The sequence below is a fragment of the Vibrio methylphosphonaticus genome (assembly GCF_023634655.1).
In the GTDB taxonomy this organism is placed as follows: domain Bacteria; phylum Pseudomonadota; class Gammaproteobacteria; order Enterobacterales; family Vibrionaceae; genus Vibrio; species Vibrio methylphosphonaticus.
Window position 1 is genome coordinate 25,534 of record NZ_JAMKMS010000026.1, and the last position, 21,760, is coordinate 47,293.

A 21,760-nucleotide genomic window follows, 5' to 3' on the forward strand; every position below is an offset into this window, starting at 1 on the left:
CAATGTAAAGGGCTCTCTCATCAAATCGGAATTCATAATGAAAAGCTTAAAAAACTGGACATTCAATAAGCAAGACAATAATGAAATCATCCTAAGTGTGGATGAGAAGCATGCTCTGCACCTATTCGTATTAGAAACTAACCTTATCCGTGTTCTTATTAAGCGCAAAAACGAGCTTCGTTTAGATCGTACGTGGATGGTTGCCCCAGATGGGCAAGATGTGCCTTGGGAAGGTCGTGACCGTATGTCGACAGACGGTTTTTCTCTACCAAACTTTAAGTTAAACCAAAACGAACAACAGGTCGTCATTGAGACGGAGCAACTCCGTCTCACTGTGCACCAACCCCTTTGGATGGAGTGGGAACACAACGTTGATGGCGAGTGGATGCCACTAACAAAAGACCGCAAAACAGGCGCGTACCAACTGGGTGTATCTGAACCGGGTATTAGCCATTACATGAACCGTGGTGATGATGAGTTTTACTACGGCCTGGGCGAAAAAACAGGTAATCTAAACCGCGAAGGTCGTCGCTTTGAAATGCGTAATCTTGATGCGATGGGCTATGATGCGAGCAAGACTGATCCACTGTATAAACACGTCCCATTTTATATTACAAAAACAACATCAGACGACAGTGCTGCTTCTTTCGGTGTATTCTACGATAACCTTGCAAGCTGCTGGTTTGATCTAGGTAATGAGCTCGATAATTACCACATTAAGTACCGTAGCTACCGCGCAGAAGATGGTGATATTGACCTGTACTTCATGTATGGAGAAAGCATCAAAAGTGTCACTAAGCAATTCGTAAGTCTGACTGGTGGTACGGCATTTGGTCCTAAGTGGAGCTTAGGTTACAGCGGGTCAACAATGCAATACACCGACGCGCCAAACTCTCAAGAATTACTAGAAGGCTTCGTTGACCACTGTGCTGATCACGGTATGCCATGTGATTCATTCCAACTCTCTTCAGGCTACACATCAATTGGTGACCTACGTTATGTATTCAACTGGAACTACGATAAGGTGCCAAACCCTGAGGCAATGTCAGAGCATTTCCACAACAATGGCTTAAAGTTAGCGGCAAATATTAAGCCTTGTCTACTCCACGATCACCCTCGCTTTGAAGAAGCAAAAGAGCAAGGCCTATTTATTAAAGACTCTGAAATCGATCAACCAGAAAACTCTGTATTCTGGGATGCAGACGGTTCACACCTTGACTTCACAAACCCTAAAACGGTTAAGTGGTGGCAGGATAATGTGAAAGAACAACTGCTTGAAAAAGGCATTGATTCAACTTGGAATGATAACAACGAATACGAGATCTGGGATAAAGGCGCGCGATGCTTTGGTTTCGGTAAAGAAATTCCTGTAAGCCTAATTCGTCCTCTTCAGCCATTATTGATGATGCGTGCGTCTTACGAAGCACAAACAGAATTTGCTCCTGAACTTCGTCCGTATCTGATCTCTCGTTCTGGTTGTCCTGGCATGAATCGTTACGTACAAACCTGGAGCGGAGATAACCGAACAAACTGGACAAGCCTTAAGTACAACATCAAGATGGGACTAGGTATGAGCCTGTCTGGCCTATACAACCTTGGTCACGATGTCGGTGGCTTTTCTGGTGAGAAACCCGATCCAGAGTTGTTCGCTCGCTGGGTCCAAAATGGCGTGATGAACCCGCGTTTCACTATCCATTCTTGGAACGATGATGGCACGGTGAACGAACCATGGATGCACCCATCGGTCACACCGATAATTCGTGACGCTATGAAGATTCGTTATCAACTTCTTCCTTATATTTATGATTCTCTATACCAAGCGCACGCATTTGACGAGCCGATGCTGCGTCCAACATTCTTAGATCATGAGCACGATGCGAACACATTTGTAGAAAACGATGATTACCTGCTAGGTAAAGATCTACTGGTCGCTTCAATCGTTGAAGAAGGTCAGCGTCAACGTCAAGTTTATCTGCCAAATAACGAAAAGGGTTGGTACGACTACTATACCGGTCAATGGTACAGCGCTGGCAGCACTGTCACGGTTGATGCACCGCTGGAACGTATCCCGCTTCTCGCACGCGCAGGCTCAATCATTCCAACCAGTGAGCGTATTGCCAATGCTGACGCGAAGAAAGATGACCGTCGTGGTTTGAATATCTACCCACTTCAAGGTGTAGGTTGCAGCCAAAGTAGCCTATTCGATGATGATGGTGAGTCGAATGGTTATCAGTCTGGCGATCACATTACCTTAGACATCGAAATGACATGCGACAACAGCACGATTGAACTTACTATTATTCGCTCTGGTGATTTCAAGCCTGCTTACGAAGCACTAACGCTTCGTTTGCCACAAGGTGAAACTCGTCAGCTTGTTATCAACGGCGAAACGTACCAAAACGGTGCCGCGTTTCCACTTGCATGTGCAATCGCTAAATAAGGAACAGATTCAATGACTAATATTAGCAATCAACCACTAAACGCATCAGTAAGCCAACCCACTTATGATCGTTCCAAGCTAAAATCTCGAATCGTTCACCTAGGATTTGGCGCGTTTCATCGTGCCCACCAAGGCCTTTTTACAGACGAAGTTGCTCGTAAAACAGAAAGCGATTGGGGGATGTGTGAAGTCAACCTGTTTGGTGGTGAAGATCTAATCAAATCTCTACGTGAGCAAAACCATTTATACACAGTTGCCGAGAAAGGTGCGGAATCAACGGATGTGAAAATCATCGGGTCTGTAAACGAATCTCTACATCCAAGCTGTGATGGTACTGACGCTGTTATAGAAAAGATGGCTGAACCTCAAGTTGCCATCGTTTCTATGACAATTACAGAAAAGGGCTATTGTGCCGATCCGGCAACGGGTCTCCTAGATAAGAATAACGCATTAGTTATCGCTGATCTTGCAAACCCAACACAGCCAAAATCGGCATTGGGTTACATCGTCCAAGCACTGAAGATTCGTCGAGAGCGGGGCTTAACGCCATTCACCGTCATGTCTTGTGATAATGTTCAAGAGAATGGCCATGTCGCAAAAGCGGCGATACTGGAATTTGCACAACTGCTTGATGCGGAGCTTGGGGCTTGGATAGAAGCCAATGTAACCTTCCCATGTACAATGGTTGACCGTATCGTTCCCGCGGCAACAGAAGAAACGCTAAATGAGATCACTGAATTACTTGGCGTTCAAGACCCTTGTGGCATTGCATGTGAACCTTTCCGTCAATGGGTGATTGAAGATAATTTTGTGGCTGGCCGTCCAGATTGGAACCTCGCGGGCGCTGAATTTGTTGCCGACGTTGTGCCATACGAAGAAATGAAGTTGCGCATGCTAAACGGCAGCCATTCATTTCTTGCTTACCTCGGCTACCTTGGTGGTTACGCTCACATCTCTGACACTATGACAGATGAAGGCTATCGCACGGCTGCATTCGACATGATGATGCAAGCCCAAGCCCCTTCATTAAATATGCCTGAAGGGACGGATCTTGAAGGTTACGCTAAACTGCTGATTGACCGTTTCACGAACCCAAGTTTGAAGCACAAAACGTGGCAGATAGCGATGGACGGTAGCCAGAAAATTCCTCAGCGTATGGGGGGAAGTTTACGCTTCCACTTAGAGCAAGGCTCAGATTTTAAATGGTTAGCCGCGGGTATTGCAGGCTGGATGCGTTATGTTTCAGCGGTAGATGAGCAGGGTAACGACATCGATGTACGTGACCCAATGGCTGATATGCTAAAAAGTGTATGCGATGAACACGGCCACAATGTTTCTGTGGTTCCAGCATTATTGTCTGTTGAAGCGGTTTTTGCTCCTGAGATTGGCAAAAACGCACGAGTTATCAAAGAAGTAAGCGCAGCATACCAATCTTTGATTGAGAGTGGCGCACGTGCAACTGTAGCGGCACTATAAGAGGAATAATGAAATGAAAAACTTTTTATGTGATGATTTCTTATTGAGCAATGAGACGGCTCGACGCCTCTACCATGAGCATGCTGCGGACCAGCCAATTTTTGATTACCACTGCCACTTAAACCCAGCAGAAGTCGCTCAAGACCGTCAATTTGAAAACCTAAGCCAAATTTGGCTTGCAGGCGATCACTACAAATGGCGTGGTATGCGTTCCGCAGGTATTGAGGAGCGCTTAATTACCGGTGATGCTTCTGAAAAAGAGAAGTTCCAAGCATGGGCGAAAACCGTTCCAATGACACTCGGAAACCCTCTTTTTCATTGGACTCATCTAGAGCTGCGTCGTCCATTTGGTATTACCAACAAACTGTTGGGTCCCGATACGGCAGAAAGTATTTGGCACGAATGTAATGACATGCTGAAAACGCCTGAGTTCTCTGCTCGCGGCATTATGAAGCAGATGAACGTTGTCATGGCTGGAACAACGGATGATCCTATCGATTCACTCGAACACCATAAAGCTATCGCTGCAGATAACGGGTTTGATGTTGAGGTTCTACCAAGCTGGCGTCCAGACAAAGCATTCAAAATTGAACTCGATGGCTTTGCTGATTATATGAGGCAACTCGGTCAGGCTTCGGACATTGAAATCACAAGTTTTGATGCTCTCACCCAAGCTTTAAATGTTCGCCTAAAACACTTTGATGCCCATGGCTGCCGCGCAGCTGACCATGGCATTGAAGTGGTTCGCTACGCGATAATTCCATCAGAGAAAGTACTTGATAGCTTAATTACTCGTCGTCAAAGCGGCGAAGTTCTGACAGAAGAAGAATGTGCACAGTTTTCAACCGCGGTACAAGTATGGCTTGGCAAGCGTTACGCGCAGCTTGGTTGGGTTATGCAGTTACACATTGGTGCACAACGTAACAACAGCACTCGTATGTTTAAGTTACTGGGTCCTGACGCAGGTTTTGATTCTATTAGCGATCGTACGTTCGCATTTGAATTGGCGCACCTACTGGATGAAATGGACCAAACTGACGAGCTACCGAAGACTATCTTATACTGCCTCAACCCTCGTGATAATGAGATGATGGCAACTATGATTGGTAACTTCCAAGGTGGTGGCATTGCAGGGAAAGTACAATTTGGTTCAGGTTGGTGGTTCAACGATCAAAAAGATGGAATGACGCGCCAAATGGAACAATTGTCACAGCTAGGTTTATTGAGCCAGTTTGTCGGAATGTTAACGGACTCTCGTAGCTTCCTTTCTTATACTCGCCATGAGTACTTCCGTCGCATCCTATGTGACATGGTGGGTCGCTGGGCTGAGAATGGGGAAGTACCTAATGACCTATCTCTATTAGGCCCAATGGTTGAAGATATTAGTTTTAACAATGCAAAATGTTACTTTGCATAGTTAAGGCGTGAGTCAGACATTGATGAATAAGCGAAACGGCAAGCCGATTGGTTAGATGCAGCACATCGTTGCTAGAAGTACGTTTAATGCTGCGGTTTATTTAATGTTACGGCTTAGTTAATGTTACGGCTTATTTAAGCGGTAGCAGCGAATTGGATACCGATTCAATCACCCACTGTTTCTGTGTAAACCTCTCCTTTGTGGGGAGGTTTTTGTTTAAGAATGGATAAAGGAACATTGTCTGTTATGAAAATATTGTTTCTTCACACCCTTGCTAGCAACATTGCGCTGTTCAAACCGCTCGCGGCTGAACGCTTCCCACAGCACGACCTCCATCATGATTTACAAGAAGACTTCTTAACGGATATACGCAAGTACGGCCAAAACACGATGTCTACCCAGGCCATTCATGACTACCTCAATACACAGATAAATATGGGTATGGATTATATCGTCTGCACCTGCTCCACATTGGGGCCAGTGGTGGACAGCTTTCCTAGTGAGTGTGTGTTCCGTGTCGATAAACCCATGGCACAGCTTTGTAAGCATTACCAAACTATGCTTGTGTTAGTCACACTCGAAAGCACGATTGAACCCACACGTCAGTTGCTTGAATCGCAAAGTAACAGCACGAATTTTGTTTTTCAGCTCATTGAAGGGGCCTGGGAGCATTACGCCTCTGGAGACGTGGATGCATTCAATCAGTGTATTGTCGATGGAGTTGGTGTGAGTTTGCGGCAAGATCACAGCTTTCAAGCCATTGTTCTGGCTCAAGCTTCGATGATGAGCGCCGCTCCGTTGATCTCAAAGGATCTTCAACTTTCCAATGTAATCCCGGTATTAACCAGCCCTGAAATATGCTTAAGTTACCTTGCTGAGCACCTTAACTAGATTCATAAAGGAATAACGCGATGATAGCAGCGCAAATCGTAGGTGGTATCGCTTTTTTATGTGGTGTCTTGGCCTTCTTACAAAAAGAAGATTTGCGCTTTCGCTATGGCATGGTCGGGTTCTGTTTCATCATGGCGATCCACTTTGTCATGATGGACGCAACAGTGGCGGCGATCGGGGTCACGGTGAATGGTATTCGTGCTTTTGTGTCGATCAAAACGCAATCTCGATGGGTGATGTGGGTCTTTATCGTCTTGCTTATTGGCGTGACCGTACCACAGTTGAGTGCTCCGATTGAAGCACTGACAATCGTTGGTTCAGCCGTCGGAACTTGGGCTCTATTCTCGCTAACCGGTATCAAAATGCGTAGTGTGATCCTTTTTAATTCGTGCTGTTGGTTTATCCACAATCTGTGGTTAGGCTCGATAGGCGGTAGCTTGGTGGAAGGGACATTTATCATCACTAATTTGATGACGATTTATCGGATGTATGTAGCGGCTCAATCATCGAAGTAAGGTGATGGTTTGTTGAGTGTAGGTACTTATATGCGTTCGTTTCGGGTCAGCATGTCACTTGGTAGTATCATTTCACGTTGATATAAAGTGGCCACTTTTTACACGGCCTATCGGTTTCAAAATGGCAAGTGATCTCGCAAAATATCGGCTCTGGATGTCAATCCTAACGCGGCTACTTTGGATACTCCCAAAAAATAGTTAAATCAGTCCGTTATCTTGCAATAGTGAGATACGTGTACCAATCTTATCTCATAAGCATAGATAAGGATTGTGTATGCCTGCACGTTCAATCAAAAGCAAAGGGGTAGTAGGAAAAGTTCTGCTCCCTTCTTTGTTGATCAATATTCTCACTCTCGCCGTTCCTTTAACGGTTTTACAGATTTACGATCGTATTTTACCGAACCAAAGTTATGGAACTGCAACCTTACTTTTGGCTGGTGCAACGTTGGCTGTAGCGATGGAAGCTGTTATCCGGTTCGTACGGACTTGGCTATTGTCTGCGGCGGCCAGTAATACCGAAAAAGAAACCTATCAAACCTTAGTCGAACGAGTGACCAACGCTTCTTCAAATCATCTCCGCCAGTTAGGTGTTGGGGGGGTGGAAGAAGGTTTAGGTTCGGTATCTAAAGTTAAAGATTGGTATTCAGGAGGCGTTATTGCGGGCTTTATCGACCTACCTTTTGCGTTGATCTTCTTAGGGCTGGTGGCATATATCGGCGGAGAGTTAGTGGCGATACCTTTGGTTGTTTGGTTGATTACGCTGGGTATCGTTTGGCTATCTTCGGTGCGAGTTAAAGGCTTGAGCGAACTCGCATCTCAAGATGAGCAGGAGCGAAAAGCATTCTTGATTCTCTTAAGTCAAACCATTCAAGGCATTAAACGTCAGGCTGTTGAATCTCGGATCTTTAATCAGTTTAAGTCGCTTAATAATGTTCGCTCTCAATCTAAAGCTAAAGAAGAAGAACAAAATGCATTTGCACAAGAGTGTATTCAGCTCGCTGCACTCGCAACCTCAGTCTTACTTGTGATTACTGGTAGCTTATGGGTACTGGATGGCCAATTGACGACAGGGGGATTAGCGGCTTGTTCTATCTTATCGGGCAGAGCTGTCGCCCCTCTGAGTGCTTTGGTTGGGGTTCGAATAAAGCTCAACTCGATACACAGTGCTAATCAGGCAATAGAACAATTGAGTGACTTGCCTACATCCGAAGCGTCAGATTCTGAGCTGTCTCAGATTCATTTATCTGACTTTGAAACGGTGGAAATCAAACAAGCGACTGTTGAAAGGTATGGCGAACAGTCTCATGTACACGTGACCCTCAATAGAGGGGAATGGGTATTATTAGAGAGTGAAGACCGCCATACCAATAGTTATATATTGTCGTCGATTTCGGGTGTGGATGAGCTACAAGCCGGTGAATGTTCGATTAACGGGTCACCTGTTTCGACTGCATCCCTAGCCAACATTACGGCTTACTGCGGTGTCAAAGGGCAATTGGTGGCAGGTACTATTCTTGATAATTTATGTGGCTTTAATCCCGACAAAACACAAAGTGCCAATGACTACGCCAAGCGTCTTGGTTTAACTAAAGAAATTACACGCTTACCCGATGGACTAGAGACCAAAATCGGTCATACGAGCGCTGCTTTATTGAGTATGGGCAACGTGAAGATGCTAAATATCGCGACGCAATTGGCAAGTGATAAACCTGTTATTGTGTTAGACCGACCGGATTCTTCATTAGATTTAGATGCTCTTGGAAACTTAGCTAACGTATTGGAACAAGAAGTGGCAGCCGGACGCACCATATTTATGGTGAGTTATCATTCTAAACTTCGCGAATTGGCCGATCGCACCATTATGGCGGAAGGTAACAGTAACAGTAACAGTAATGGTAATGGTAAGCAGGAGGCGCTTGCATGAATAGTGTAAAGACTTCTAGCCGTGCAGAATCGAGCGATAGTTTAGAAGAAGGGAAGAATCATTTGGAAACGGTGAGCTTATCCGTTCTCAAGCAGTTGGAAGTGAATGCCAATATTCAACTGTTCGCTAACCAATGGGTCGACGAAAATGGTATTGAATCAATAGATGACATGTTTGCCATGTTCGATCGGTTAGCACTGCCATACCGCTTAGCTGCGAATGTAGATGAAGTTGGAGAGCACAAATTAGTGCTACTGGTGCTGAGTGAAAATGATCTGGTTGTCGGGCATTTTGAATCAAAACAGTTTATGGCTTCAGACTCTAATGAAGACATCACAGATGTACCTCAGTTCTATATCGTTATAGACGGTCCACCGCTAGAAAAGGCATCACCGGATTGGGTAGGGGAACGGTTACACGCGTTTCGTCCGATTATTCCTAAGTTGCTATTGGTTAGCTTTGTGACCAATCTGTTTGCGCTAGCGGTTCCATTCATCACGATGTCGATTTACGACCATGTGATTGGTGGTGATGCGGGGCATGAATTGCAGGGGATTGCGATTGGCGCGGTGTTGCTGTTTGTGATGATGGGGTGGTTAAGAACGCTGCGTAGCCGCGTTTTTGCTTCAGTATCGAACCGAGTGAGCCGTGAGATCTCTCAGTCTTTAGTGCAACGTTTGTTAAAAAATAGCTACGCTCAAAACCAGCAAACTACGTCTTCGAGTCAACAGAATCAAGTGATGCTTTCTGAGCGTATTTCGGGCGTGCTGTCCGGGCCACTAGGGAATGCACTCTTTGATCTACCATTCATTGTTATTTTCGTCCTTGCGATCGGTCTTTTAGGCGGATGGCTAGTCCTGGTTCCTATCGTTTCATTGATTCTGTATTACTTGTTCGCAAAGCGCTCGATACGTTCGAGCAGCAAGTGTTCAATGCAATCGACAGTGGCGGGGACTAATCGTCAGAATATGACTAATGAGCTGTCATCTAAGCTCGCTTTTATTCGCAGCTCTGGATTTTCACGACATTGGATTCAACGCTTCAAAAAAGCCAACCTTCTTGCGTCGACCGTGACGTTCAATCAATCGGTCCTACAAAGTCGATACACCTCCATTTATTACTTTATTGGTGTGGGGTCGACGTTAGCAATTATGGGGCTAGGCATAGGGCTTATTTTTGAACAGGTCATGACTCCCGGTGGTCTTATTGCTTCAATGATGTTGATATCCAAGGTGACAGGTCCTGCGCAGGTATTGGCAAACAGCGCGATGCGTTTTAATAGTTTTAATCAATCTAAGTTACAGGTAAACCGTATTCTGTCGCAACCGTCTGAGCGAGAATTTAGTTATCAGCATCACCCGCTGCCAACGGTCGCGCCTAGCTTGAAACTAGAGCAGGTGACGTTGCGCTACCCCAAACAGAGTCGTCCTGCATTGAATGGTGTTGGCTTTGAGATTGAAGCCGGAGAGATTGTGGCGATCACAGGTCCATCTGGAAGTGGTAAGTCGACGTTGATAGAAGTGTTGTCAGGCTTACAGCCAATTCAAAATGGCATGGTGGAGCTTGATGGCGTTAATCTCGTTCAATACGATCCCCAACTTTATCGCCATTGGTGTTTTATTCGAGCAGCCTATCCCGATTTATTAACGTTGAGCATTCGAGAGTGGCTCAGCGACGGCCATAAAGTCAACGAGAAGAGAATGGTCACTGCAATAGAAATGGTGGGGGGAAAGGGTTGGTTTGCCACGTTACCTAATGGGCTAGATACGTCTATTAGCAGCATTCAACCAGATAGCGTCTTTGACATGCTTTCCGGTAGTGTAGCCCAAATACTCATTGACGCTAAAGCGCTGGTTTATGATTACTCAATGTTCTTAATGGACAATCCGGTACCTGACGCTCACCCAAATGCCAAACGCATATTTGCTGAATTTGTGCGGTCAAAAAAAGGTAAAGCAACCGTTATCTACACATCCCACGACCCGGATTTAATCAAGCTTGCCGATAAAGTCGTGGTGTTAAATGAAGGTGCTGTGGTGTATGCCGGCCCATTAGAAGCTGAACAGTCTACCGATCTTCAAGCTTCTCAAGAACCGCAGTTATCAGAGCAACCGTTATCTCAAGAACAAGTATTACCTCAAGAGCCGACTGCTCAAAAAAATGCAGCCCAACAAGAACAATCAGAGTCTAAGCAAGGAGTCGCTAATGGCTAAACAACTTATCGAGAAGGGCAAGCGCTACGGTGAACTTGTTGAATCACAAAATACGGCTCGTACATTGGCGGTTGCGACCTGGTCGGTTGCTTTATGTGTTGTCGCGTTTGTTACTTGGTCTGTCTTCACTCAGGTCGATGAGATTGCCAAAGCCAAAGGTGCCGTCATTCCTGAGGGAGAGAAGCAAGTATTACAAAGTGCGATTGGCGGTAAGTTAAAACAAATTTTAGTAAAAGAAGGTCAATTGGTGGAAAAAGGTCAGCCGCTAGTTGAGTTCGATGCTACTTTTCAACGAACTGCCCTTGAAGAGTTAAAGTCTCAGCAAGTCACGCTTTTAGCCAGTGTTGAGCGTATGAATGCTTTGCTTGAAGAGCGCGAGCCAAATCTTGCTGAGTTTGAAGTGGATTATCCAGAGATAGTCAGTCAACAAAAAGCGCAATTGAACGCGCAAAAAGCCCTTTATTTCCAAAAACGAGTCGTGCTTGAAAAAGAGAGCGAGCAAATCGCAGAGCAGCTCCGTAGCCTTGAAAAGTCTCTGCCAAGTTATGAGAAAGAATTGAATGCGACAAAACAAGAGTTGAACATCCTTGAAAAGGGCTATAAAGCAGGCAATATTTCACGCCTTCGTGTACTTGAAATGAACCAGAAGTTGGCCAGTATTGAACAGAAAATAGAAGAAGCGCGCGGTAAAAAAGCGGTGCTAATTAGGCAAGCCGATAGTACGGAACAAAAAATTGTTCAGCTGCTTGCTGAAGCGAAAGCCAAAGTCAGCGATGATCGTTCTAAAGCGGTGTCTGACTTATCGGCTTTGAATGCCAGAGTGCGCTCTAGCCAAGCGAAATTGACGAACACAATGTTAGTGTCGCCATTACAAGGTTTGGTGCAAAGCCTGCCGAGCACACAAAACGGTGGTGTTATTCAGCCGGGTGGCACTGTGGTTGAAATTGTTCCTGTTGGAGGGAAAGCCGACTTTAAAGCGCGCTTGTCTCCTCGAGATATTGGTTTTGTGAGTGTCGGTCAGCCAACTCGAATTAAAATTGATGCGTTTGATTATAGCCGTTTTGGGGCGTTAAAAGGGGCGGTTGAGAGTATCTCACCGACAACCAGCCAGAGTGAGCGTGGTGAGGTCTACTATGAAGTGGTGGTATCTGTAGAGACACCTTACTTTCGTGACAACCCTGAAAGTTATTCTATCTTGCCTGGTATGACGGGCGAGGTAGACATCACCACAGGTGAAAAGTCCGTGTTCCAATATCTATGGAAGCCGATTTATACCAACATCAGTGTAGCGTTTGGTGAAAGGTAGTCGGGTAATGAGAATAACGGCAGAGTAACCGTACAAGGGAATCGCCGAGTATAATAGGAAAGGGAGTACATATAATGTACTCCCTTTTTAGTGGCCGTTGAATGGTTACTTGTTAGCTATTTGGGTCGACGTCCGGCAGTCCATCAATGTCGTTATGATGATGGTGTTCATCATCATGATTAATATCGGCATTATGGTGCTCAAGAGCATCTGACATGTCTACATCAGCATGTTCATGAGTGTTGATGTCTTGTTGGTCTACGTTTGCCAGTACGATGTCCATATCGGCAGGTTGTTCGTGGTCTGTCGTAGATGTCGCATCTGGTTTGATGCCTAGAGCATCTAAATAAGCTGCCGCGCCGTGGTGGCTGGTTTTGTGCTCGGGTTCTTGGTGAGTATGCTGAGTTAAATCAAGATAACTATCATCGTTTTGCACGACAGTAAAGTCCGCTTGGGAAGCCACGTCTGGCTCATCATGTAGAACTGGAGGTGGCGGAGCAGGATGTGATGCATGGACAACAGGTGTGATCGTCATATCAACCACTTCAGTTCCAATAGTAAGCTTGCCACTATGCCCAGGCCCATGACTGAGTATCTGGACGTTCACGTGGGCAACTACTTCATCTTGATTTGCCCCTTGCAGTGCCACTTCAAATTTATCTTCATGTTGACCGATACCAGAAGCGCTGCCATGAGGGCCAGTATGAACTTGGGCTTGCTCTTGGTAATGTAAGTGGCCGGTTTGAGGATCAATGGTTAATGTTCCATATTGCCCATGGTGGCTGGTGACATATTGTCCATTAGGTAAATGGATTCGCCAACCGCTTTGTGCTGTTGGTACCGGAGTTAAAGATGGTAACAGTGGTGGTACCCCAAGTGTGCCAGACACTTGGTGGCTTCCCGATGGCGGTCTGACAATGATCGGTTCAGGAATAGCGCTTGCAGCAAAACCTTGACTACCTGCGGTATTACCGTGTTCGTCAGTCATTGTTGCTTGTACATTAGAACCCGGATGAACTTCAATTTGTATTCCGTGCTGTAGAGTATGAGCATCTAATACATGATCCTGACCGTTAACGATAAGATGCTCACCGATTTTGGCATCACCAGGAGGCGTAACGGTTGCTGTGATCGTGTTTGCTTGTCCTCGGGCGATTTCAGCTTTGCTGTATAAGTTGTCTGCCCCTGCGTTTTCAAAGGTAATCGTAGGAACGCTAACCTGTGTATCAACTTGGTAAGTAACATCTGCAGTGGCATGAGCGCTATTACCTGCGGTATCTGTTACCGCTACTGATGCCTCTATTTTTTGGTCAGCATCGGCAATGAGTTCACTGCCAGGTACGGCAATTGAATAGTGTCCTTTTGCATCGACCACGCCAGTATGCTGTGTCCCATTTACATCTAAAGTCACAATGTCGCCTGCATTATAATCGCCAGAAACGGATCCGGTGATGTCAATGGAGCTGTTGGATTCTTGAGCATTAATCACATTATCGGCGGTAATTGGGTCTGTTTGAATACCGACGTGTACTTGTGTATCTATATGGACGGAAAGAAGCGAAGAGGTAGCCGGTAGCACTGACGAAGGAGCCAATGCTTTGGCGGATAGATTATGATCGCCCTCCGATAAGCTGCTTACGGCAACACTATATTGGCCAGAGGCATCAGATACCGAGTGTCCAACGGGTGTGGAACCATCGTAAATCGTGACTTTCGAGAATGGAATATCAGTGTGTCCGGTAATCGTTGGGGTAGTGTCGTTGGTCAGGTTGTCAGTTTGCGATGAACCTGAATCGCTTGTTGACGCGAGATCCAGAGTAACGGTGTTCGTTGGCGCGACGTTAGTGCCTGAAGGCAAGGTTGGTTGCGTCGCAGTTACCACCGGTTGGTGCGGAACAGTCGTCGAGGTGATTAAGCTACCCGTTGGTGACATGGTGACATGTCCCGAGGCATCAAAGGTGATGAATTTCGAATCTTCAGTATGGCCGTCACTGACTTTTACTTCGAATACATCGACACCATGATAGGAGTTGGTGGCAGAGTTATAACTCATTCCTGTGATAGACGTATTTGGTGTGTAGATGTAGTCACCAGTGTTTGGATCTACCGACAATGAACCGAATTGCCCTGTTGAACTGACAATAGAGAAGGTATGAGTGTCATTAACGTCTACATCTGTCTCTGTTAATGTACCTGCTGTTGATGATGTTTGGTTAACGCCGAGAATCGGTGCGTCATTGGTGCCGGTAATGGTAACCACGATATCATGGTGCGTGCCATCTGCAGATTGAACCGTGATGGTTTCAGTGTCTGTCTGACCTTCGCCAAGCTCTTGAACTATAGGATGGTTGTTGTCAAGGTCGTAAGTCCAGTGACCATTTACATCGATATGAGCGTGCCCATAGCCTTTGCTTCCGGCTATTCCAGCTCCACCCTGTACCGCGGTAAACCCTGCTGTTCCATCAGGGTCACTCGCCGTCAACGTACCTGAAGCTTGAAGTGTTATGTCTTCTTTTGCCACTCCTGTGGAGTCTCCACTGAATGTTGCAGGGTCAGCGACACTCGCTATATTAATGAGTATTGACCCTTCTTTTGAATCAGTCTGGCCATCGTTTGCGGTAAATTGCACCGCACCCAGCCCGTTGACACCAGAACTAAAATAGTTGTGAGTTGGGGTGAAGATGAGTGATGAAACGTCGGAGGCACTGACGTCATCGCCAACATTCACAGTGACACCATTCAGGGTTAGCACGCCATGGGCGACATTGGTAATCGTGAGATGGTTTAACGCATCGCCATCAATATCAGAGTATTTAAAGTCAGCAGTGGTGAACGCATGAGGTTTATCTTCTAAAGAATTAATAAAACTCGATCCAACGATAGGTGCATCATTAACTGCATTGACATCCACTACCATCGTGGCGCTTGCCGAATTTTTATGGCCATCATTCGCCGTAAATGTAAATTGCGCATAGTTTGCACCGTTTTCATTACTGATTGGCGTGAAGGTTAAATGACCTGCGTCTAAGTCTGCCTTACTGATTTGCTGGTTGGTGGTGACTGCTTTACCGTTTAGTAGTAATAATCCATGACTCGGTATGCTGCTAATGGTCACGAACTGCAGGGCATCGCCATCTTGATCACTGTAACCAAAGTCACTGGTAGTAACGGTTCTGGTGATGTCTTCATTCGTAGAAACGGTTTGCCCTGTGACTGTAGGTGTATGCTGTAGGGGTGGGGTGACTTCAATAGAGAGAGAGTTTTGAGAAGAGTCTCCTATTGGGTTACCCCCATCATCACCGACACGATAAACCATACTTGGCACTTTACCTGTAAAGCCAGCTTCCGGGGTAAAGGTATAATGACCATTCGCTTCGATCGCGAGTGTCCCGATTCCGGTCATCGTATGTGGTTGCCCGGGCCTTACCGCGACATAACCTGATACGGGGTCATTTATTTGAATATCTTGCAACACCAGATGTGCGTTGGAATCGGTGTCTGTTGCTGCACCACTCAATCCTTGATCCGTCCCAGAGCCAGTAAGTAGATTCCCTTCAACTGGACCACTATGTTGAACACCAGAATCACTGAGACTGTGGAGAACAGGATCATCGGTGGTCCCATTAATCGTGACGGTAATGGAATGCTTGGTACCGTCTTTTGATGTGACTTCAATGCTATCTGTGAGTGTTTGTCCATTATCTAAGTCTTGAATAGGCGTACTATTGTTGTCTGCTTTATAAACCCATCTCCCACTGCTAGTGATGTCGAAATGACCATAGGTTCCATCAAGAGATATTTTCTGTTGCCCCTTAAGATCTAATGCAGCTTCGCCATGACCATCAGCGTCAGAAACAATCAGGTGCCCATGACAAAAAAGGGCATCTGGAATGGTTGCTAACCCGGTGGTATGCAAGTTGTGGTGAATGTTTGTATCTTCACTTATGCTGCCGGAGTCACCGGTAAATGTTGCGGCATCATTAACAGCAACAAGAGAAGTGTTTGCTCCTGTATGAGCTATGCCACCGTGTCTATCGGCAACATCGTAAGTAAAGTGGACCGTTCCGTTGTAATTAGGGTCGGGGTTAAAGGTAAAACTACCATCTGAATTTGATACTAAGCTACCGTGGTCTGCAGTTAAGTTTTGAACGTGTAACCAACCTCTATCGTTAGTATCAACATTGGTAGCATTGGCGATTAATTCAGCGTGCGTAATATGTATTGAAGTATCTTCCTTACCTGAAGGCAAAGTGACTTCACCACTAACTGCTGGGTCATCATTGTTGCCATGCACGACAACCGATACACTTTTCGATACATGGCTACCATCAGTAGATACTGCCTCAACTGTAAAGTGTTCCCAATATTCGTCGCCGTCTCCTAATTTTGTCGCTTTGCTCTGATCAACGTCATAATGCCATTGTCCGTCTGCACTTAGGTGGAACGTGCCATACTGACCGCTAATGCCTGCTGTTGGTGTTTGTGTCCAACTCACCGTATCGTGAAGGTCGACATCGTGGGCTATTACGCTGCCGGAAACTGAAGCACCTGTTTGGGCATTTTCTACGACATGGCCAAGTTCTGACTTGGATTCGATTATGATCCCATCCTCTGTGCCGTTTACCTTAACCGTAATAGGAAACTCAGTACCGTCGGTTGCTATTAGCTTTATAGATTCAGTTAACGACTCACCGTGCTTTAACTCTTGAACGTGAACATTATTATTGTCGCCAATATAACTCCAAGAATGCTCACCTTTGTGAGAACCACTTGCGATAGTGTGGAACTGGAATTTGCCATAAGGAGTCGTAACATCTAGGTCACTGCCTATATTCCATGTGTATTGTTTGCCTGCAAATTCGACAGTGACTTGAGTATTAGGGCTATCTATATCAGTAACCTGTAGCGCTTGCCAATCTACAGCATCCATAATATTGGCATTCGTAGACATATGAGTGGCGATATCTTCAGTTGCAACACCATGATCAATGCCAGAAATAATGGTTTTGTCATCGACTGCAGCAAGTGTCGTACTCGCTCCGGTATGCGTAACACCACTATGCGCGTCTTTTACATCGTAACTAAAATGAACTTGGCCGTTATAGTCTTTGGTTGGGGTAAAAGTGTATGTGCCGTCTTTGTTATCTTGAATAGATCCATGATCGGCATGAAGATTCGTAATCGTCAGCTTGCCTATGTCGTTCGTATCTACATCTACGGTGTTTGCCAAAAGTTCAGATGCAGTGATGGTTTGAGCAAGATCTTCTTTACCGCTGTTGAGTTGCACCTCACCAGAACAATACGGGCGGTCGTTATCGCCATGAATGGTGATAACGATATCGTGTGTGGTGCCATCTGCAGATTTAACGGTGACAGTATCGGTTAGTGATTCCCCTCTACCCAGATGATCAATAGCTCTGCCGGTTGCATCTTGGCCGATGGAAGCAAAGTAGCCCCAGTCCCCGTTAGTTTGAAGTATGACACGACCAAGAGTGCCATAATAAACCCCCGTTTGGGCATAGCTTTCACCAGCATCAGCATCAACTATCGATAGGTGGCCATCGGTATGGATTTCATCGTTCCACAATTTCCCGATGTTTCCATGCATATGATCAGGTGAACGGTCATCAACATAGCCGCCAGTCATACTACCGTCTGGTGCGGTGAAAGTGTGTCCTTCATGAATATCGCCGGTATCAACACCTGTAATAACGGCTTTATCCCCAACCGCATCAATATGAAGAGTGTTAGTAGCCTCTTGTGAGTCAACACGCCCATCGTTAACAGTATATTTAAACTGAACATCGCCATTAAAATCTTGCGCAGGAACGAACTGAAGTTTACTGATGTCAGCTGTAGGGATGTGTTGCCCCGTTGTAACATCGTGTCCATTGAGTAAAAACTTACCTTGTGTTGATGGCGGAAGATCTGTGATTGCTATGGAATGTAACGTATCGCCTGTGTCGATATCACTGAATCCAAACTGACTGGCTTGCATTTGGTAGTGTGTATCTTCAGTGCCATGTGCAAGTGTCGTCGCAGTGATGGTTGGTTGATCATTGGTGCCTGTCACCGTTATGGTTATATCGTGGGCAGTGTAGTCTGCAGAATAAACACGATATACAACCTTTTCTACTTCACCTTCAGCTAATGATTGCAAGCGATTGTTTGAAACCTCATACCCCCAACTTCCAGCTGGAGTTATTCTTAGATCTCCACCAAAGGGGTCATGTATCGCTTTCTCACCAAATTGGTTAAACCGGAAATGATCTTCGCCTGTGTCAGGATCAGTTACAGACAAAGAACCTGATATTGCAATCTTTTGAGCTGAGCTGTGCCCGACATTATGATCTTCAATAATCGTTCCGGTATCATTGCCCGAAATCACAGCAGAATCACGGGTGGGAGCCAGAGTGATTGAGGCTGTTGTGACGACACTTCCACCATGTTTATCCAGCACATCATAGGTAAAGGAGACTTTGCCGTTGTAATCTTGGTTAGGGTGAAAGGTGAAGGTTCCGTCATGATTATCGGTGATTTTGCCATGGTCGGCGGTGAGATTGGCCACCGAGAGTTGCCCTGCATCATTGTGGTCGATGTCCGTAGCGTTGGCGAGTAAATCAGAAACGTGTAGAACGACATCTGTATCTTCAGTACCAGCCGCAAGTGTCACTGCGGAGCTAACAACGGGAGCATCATTGTCACCTTGGATAGTGACTTGAATTTGATGAGGCGTACCATCAGCAGAACGTACAGTAACAGTATCAATTAACGTTTCACTACTACCGAGAGATTGAATCTTTGCGAGGCTATTATCAATTTCATAGCGATATGAACCATTGGATTGAAGAATGAGTTTTCCACCTTCCTGTGTTGTATATCCGGTATCCCATGTGCCTGTTTGTTGGTTTTGATGAAGATTTCCATCAAAATGGTCTTCTCCAGCATCGGCGTCAGTAATGGTTAATTGGCCGTTGTATATGATCGTATTACCCGAGTTTAGGGTAAGGTTATGATCCTCTTGAATAGTAAAGGTGTCTTGTCCGCCAATTGTTGCACCGTCATTCGTTCCGTGTACAACTAACGTTAGAGTCTTCGTATCCGTACCACCATTATGGTCATCCACTTTTACCTGAACATGTATAACTTGGTCATTGTTTGCTCGCAAGTTTTGATAACTTGCATGGGAGGGGTCAAAAGTGTAACTACCATCATTGTTAAAGGTTAAGCCATCTACAGGTTTGTCAATAGTGAAGGTATGCGTGTCTTTTGTATCCACATCCGTGGCATGCATCTGACCAGATAAAAGGGTTCCACCTTCAGTTACCGATTGTGATTGGGCAGAGAGGACTGGTTTATCATTGGTCCCCTCAACGGTAAACTCCACTTTGTGTTGAGTTCCATCAACGCTGTGAATGGTATACTCCTCTTTGAGTATTTCACCCTCTGAGAGATGTTGTACTAAATAATTACTTATATGGTAGTAATAGTTACCATTACTATTAACCTGAAGATCTCCCCCATGAGACCCTTGATAAATACCACCATAGAGCACATCTGGAAATTGTGACTGTGCAGGACCATCAGGGTCAACCACATGAAACTGACCAGAAGCTCCAAGGAGATGCCCACTGGAGATATCCACATTGATATCTTCTTTAACCCCAGAACCGGAGCCTGTAATAACCGCCGCATCACTGGTTGGTGCTAACGTCATACTCGCTGAAGTCGCAGTGCTGCCAGCATGTGCATCTTTTACATCATAGCTAAAAGAGACTTTTCCATTGTAATTTTGGGTAGGATGAAAGGTGAAGGTTCCGTCATGGTTATCGGTGATATTGCCATGGTCGGCGGTGAGGTTGGCCACTGAGAGTTGCCCTGCATCATTGTGATCGATGTCTGTAGCGTTGGCGAGTAAATCAGAAGCGTGTAGAACGACATCTGTATCTTCAGTTCCTGCAGGAAGAGTTGTTACCGAAGAAATCTTAGGGTCATCATTTGTACCGTGGATTGTGATCTGAATTTCATGACTTGTTCCATCGGCACTGTAGATTGTCACCTTATCGACAAGAGTCTCTGTTGACCCTAGATTTTGAATTTCTGGTTTACGATTATCAATTGTATAAGTATAAGTGCCATCTTGTTGTAAAAGTACCCAGCCACCCATTTTTGTATCATAGCCAATTCCGTGATAGGTGTGGCCTCTTTGAATATCAAACTGAGCTTCACCTTGGTCGGGGTCAACAATATCTAATTTGCCATCAAAATGAAGATTATAATGTGTATCGATATAACCACGATCTTCTGTCACATTTCCGCGATCAACTCCAGTAATAGTCGCGGCATCGCCAGTTGCTTGTAAATGTAAATTCGCGCCTGTTGCAGTGACACCTCCATGCGCATCTGTTACGTCATAAGTTAAGTGCACTTGGCCGTTGTAGTCTTTGGTTGGCGTGAAAGTGAAGGTACCGTCTTGATTATCTTGAATAGAACCATGATCGGCATGAAGGTTCGCAATCGTCAGTTTGCCTAGGTCATTGGTATCCACGTCTATAGTGTTTGCTAAGAGTTCGGCGGACGTGATGGTTTGCGCTAGGTCTTCTTTGCCGCTGTTGAGCTGCACTTCTGAAGAACAGTATGGGCGGTCGTTATCGCCATGAATGGTGACAACGATATCGTGTGTGGTGCCATCTGCAGATTTAACGGTGACAGTATCGGTTAGTGATTCCCCTTTACCCAGATGATCAATAGCTCTGCCGGTTGCATCTTGGCCGATGGAAGCATAGTAGGTCCAGTCCCCGTTAGTTTGAAGTATGACACGACCATGAGTACCGTAATAAGTGCCTGTTTGGGCATAGCTTTCACCAGCATCAGCATCCATTATCGATAGGTGGCCATCGGTATGGATTTCATCGTTCCACAATTTCCCTATGTTTCCGTGCTGATGATCAGGTGAACGGTCATCAACATAACCGCCAGTCATACTGCCGTCTCGTGCGGTAAAAGTGTGTCCTTCATGCACATCGCCTGTCGATGTCCCCATTATCACCGCAGCATCATTGGTGCCATTCACCGTGATAGTCACTTGATGCGGCGTGCCGTCAGCAGAATGGACAGTAATAGTATCAGTGGCTGTTTTATTCGCGCCTAACGCTTGAACTGTAGGGTTAGTGTTATCTAAGTCGTACGTCCAAGCACCTGAATCGGTCAGATGTAGAGTACCTAAGTTGCCTACGATATCGGTATTGGAGAAGTGCGCTTCGCCAGTATCTACATCAGTGACAGTCAGTGTGCCTGAAGTCTGAAGTTTAGATTCTTCGGCTACCGAACCTGAGCTGGAGCCACTAATAAGAGCCGAATCATTAGTACCATTTATCGTGACTTTAATGGTAGACGGTGTGCCATCAACAGACGACACCGTAAAGGATTCTTCTAATTTATCGCCGACATTCAATTGGTTAAACGCGCTGTTAGCGGTGAAGATCCAGTGACCATTGGCATCAATAGTTAGGTCACCGTTGGTGCCTGAAATAGAATCCGGCGTAAACGTGTTGTCTGGGTTGTCTACATCGGTACTG

At 45.6% G+C, this 21,760-nt stretch carries 9 protein-coding genes; 8 read left to right on the forward strand and 1 reads right to left on the reverse strand.

The window, feature by feature from the left end; translation table 11 throughout:
- Window positions 1-37 precede the first annotated feature (37 nt).
- From M9196_RS21305 to M9196_RS21340, 8 genes are all read left to right on the forward strand, one after another.
- On the forward strand, window positions 38-2,440 hold the full coding sequence (locus M9196_RS21305; RefSeq protein WP_250619513.1) for a glycoside hydrolase family 31 protein: 2,403 nt from the start codon (window positions 38-40) through the stop codon (window positions 2,438-2,440).
- Between the two features lie 12 nt (window positions 2,441-2,452).
- On the forward strand, window positions 2,453-3,916 hold the full coding sequence (locus tag M9196_RS21310; protein ID WP_250619514.1) for a fructuronate reductase: 1,464 nt from the start codon (window positions 2,453-2,455) through the stop codon (window positions 3,914-3,916).
- Window positions 3,917-3,929: 13 nt separating this feature from the next.
- Window positions 3,930-5,333: a glucuronate isomerase gene (uxaC, locus tag M9196_RS21315; protein WP_250619515.1), complete on the forward strand. Its 1,404-nt coding sequence runs from the start codon at window positions 3,930-3,932 to the stop codon at window positions 5,331-5,333.
- Between the two features lie 222 nt (window positions 5,334-5,555).
- The gene (locus M9196_RS21320; RefSeq protein WP_250619516.1) at window positions 5,556-6,224 is read left to right on the forward strand and encodes a hypothetical protein; all 669 of its coding nucleotides are present in this window, start codon (window positions 5,556-5,558) and stop codon (window positions 6,222-6,224) included.
- A 20-nt stretch (window positions 6,225-6,244) separates the two neighbouring features.
- Window positions 6,245-6,739, forward strand: coding sequence for a YgjV family protein (locus tag M9196_RS21325; RefSeq protein WP_250619517.1), 495 nt, complete (start codon window positions 6,245-6,247; stop codon window positions 6,737-6,739).
- Between the two features lie 274 nt (window positions 6,740-7,013).
- The gene (locus M9196_RS21330; RefSeq protein ID WP_250619518.1) at window positions 7,014-8,663 is read left to right on the forward strand and encodes an ABC transporter transmembrane domain-containing protein; all 1,650 of its coding nucleotides are present in this window, start codon (window positions 7,014-7,016) and stop codon (window positions 8,661-8,663) included.
- Window positions 8,660-10,876, forward strand: a complete 2,217-nt coding sequence (locus M9196_RS21335) for a peptidase domain-containing ABC transporter (RefSeq protein WP_250619519.1) — start codon at window positions 8,660-8,662, stop codon at window positions 10,874-10,876. Before M9196_RS21330 ends, M9196_RS21335 begins: the two co-directional genes overlap by 4 nt.
- The gene (locus M9196_RS21340) at window positions 10,869-12,182 is read left to right on the forward strand and encodes an HlyD family type I secretion periplasmic adaptor subunit (RefSeq protein ID WP_250619520.1); all 1,314 of its coding nucleotides are present in this window, start codon (window positions 10,869-10,871) and stop codon (window positions 12,180-12,182) included. The genes M9196_RS21335 and M9196_RS21340 overlap by 8 nt, the downstream gene beginning before the upstream one ends.
- A gap of 112 nt (window positions 12,183-12,294) precedes the next feature.
- On the opposite strand, the gene M9196_RS21345 is transcribed toward M9196_RS21340, so the two are convergent.
- On the reverse strand, window positions 12,295-21,760 hold a 9,466-nt coding region (locus tag M9196_RS21345; RefSeq protein WP_284677253.1), incomplete at its 5' end, for a VCBS domain-containing protein.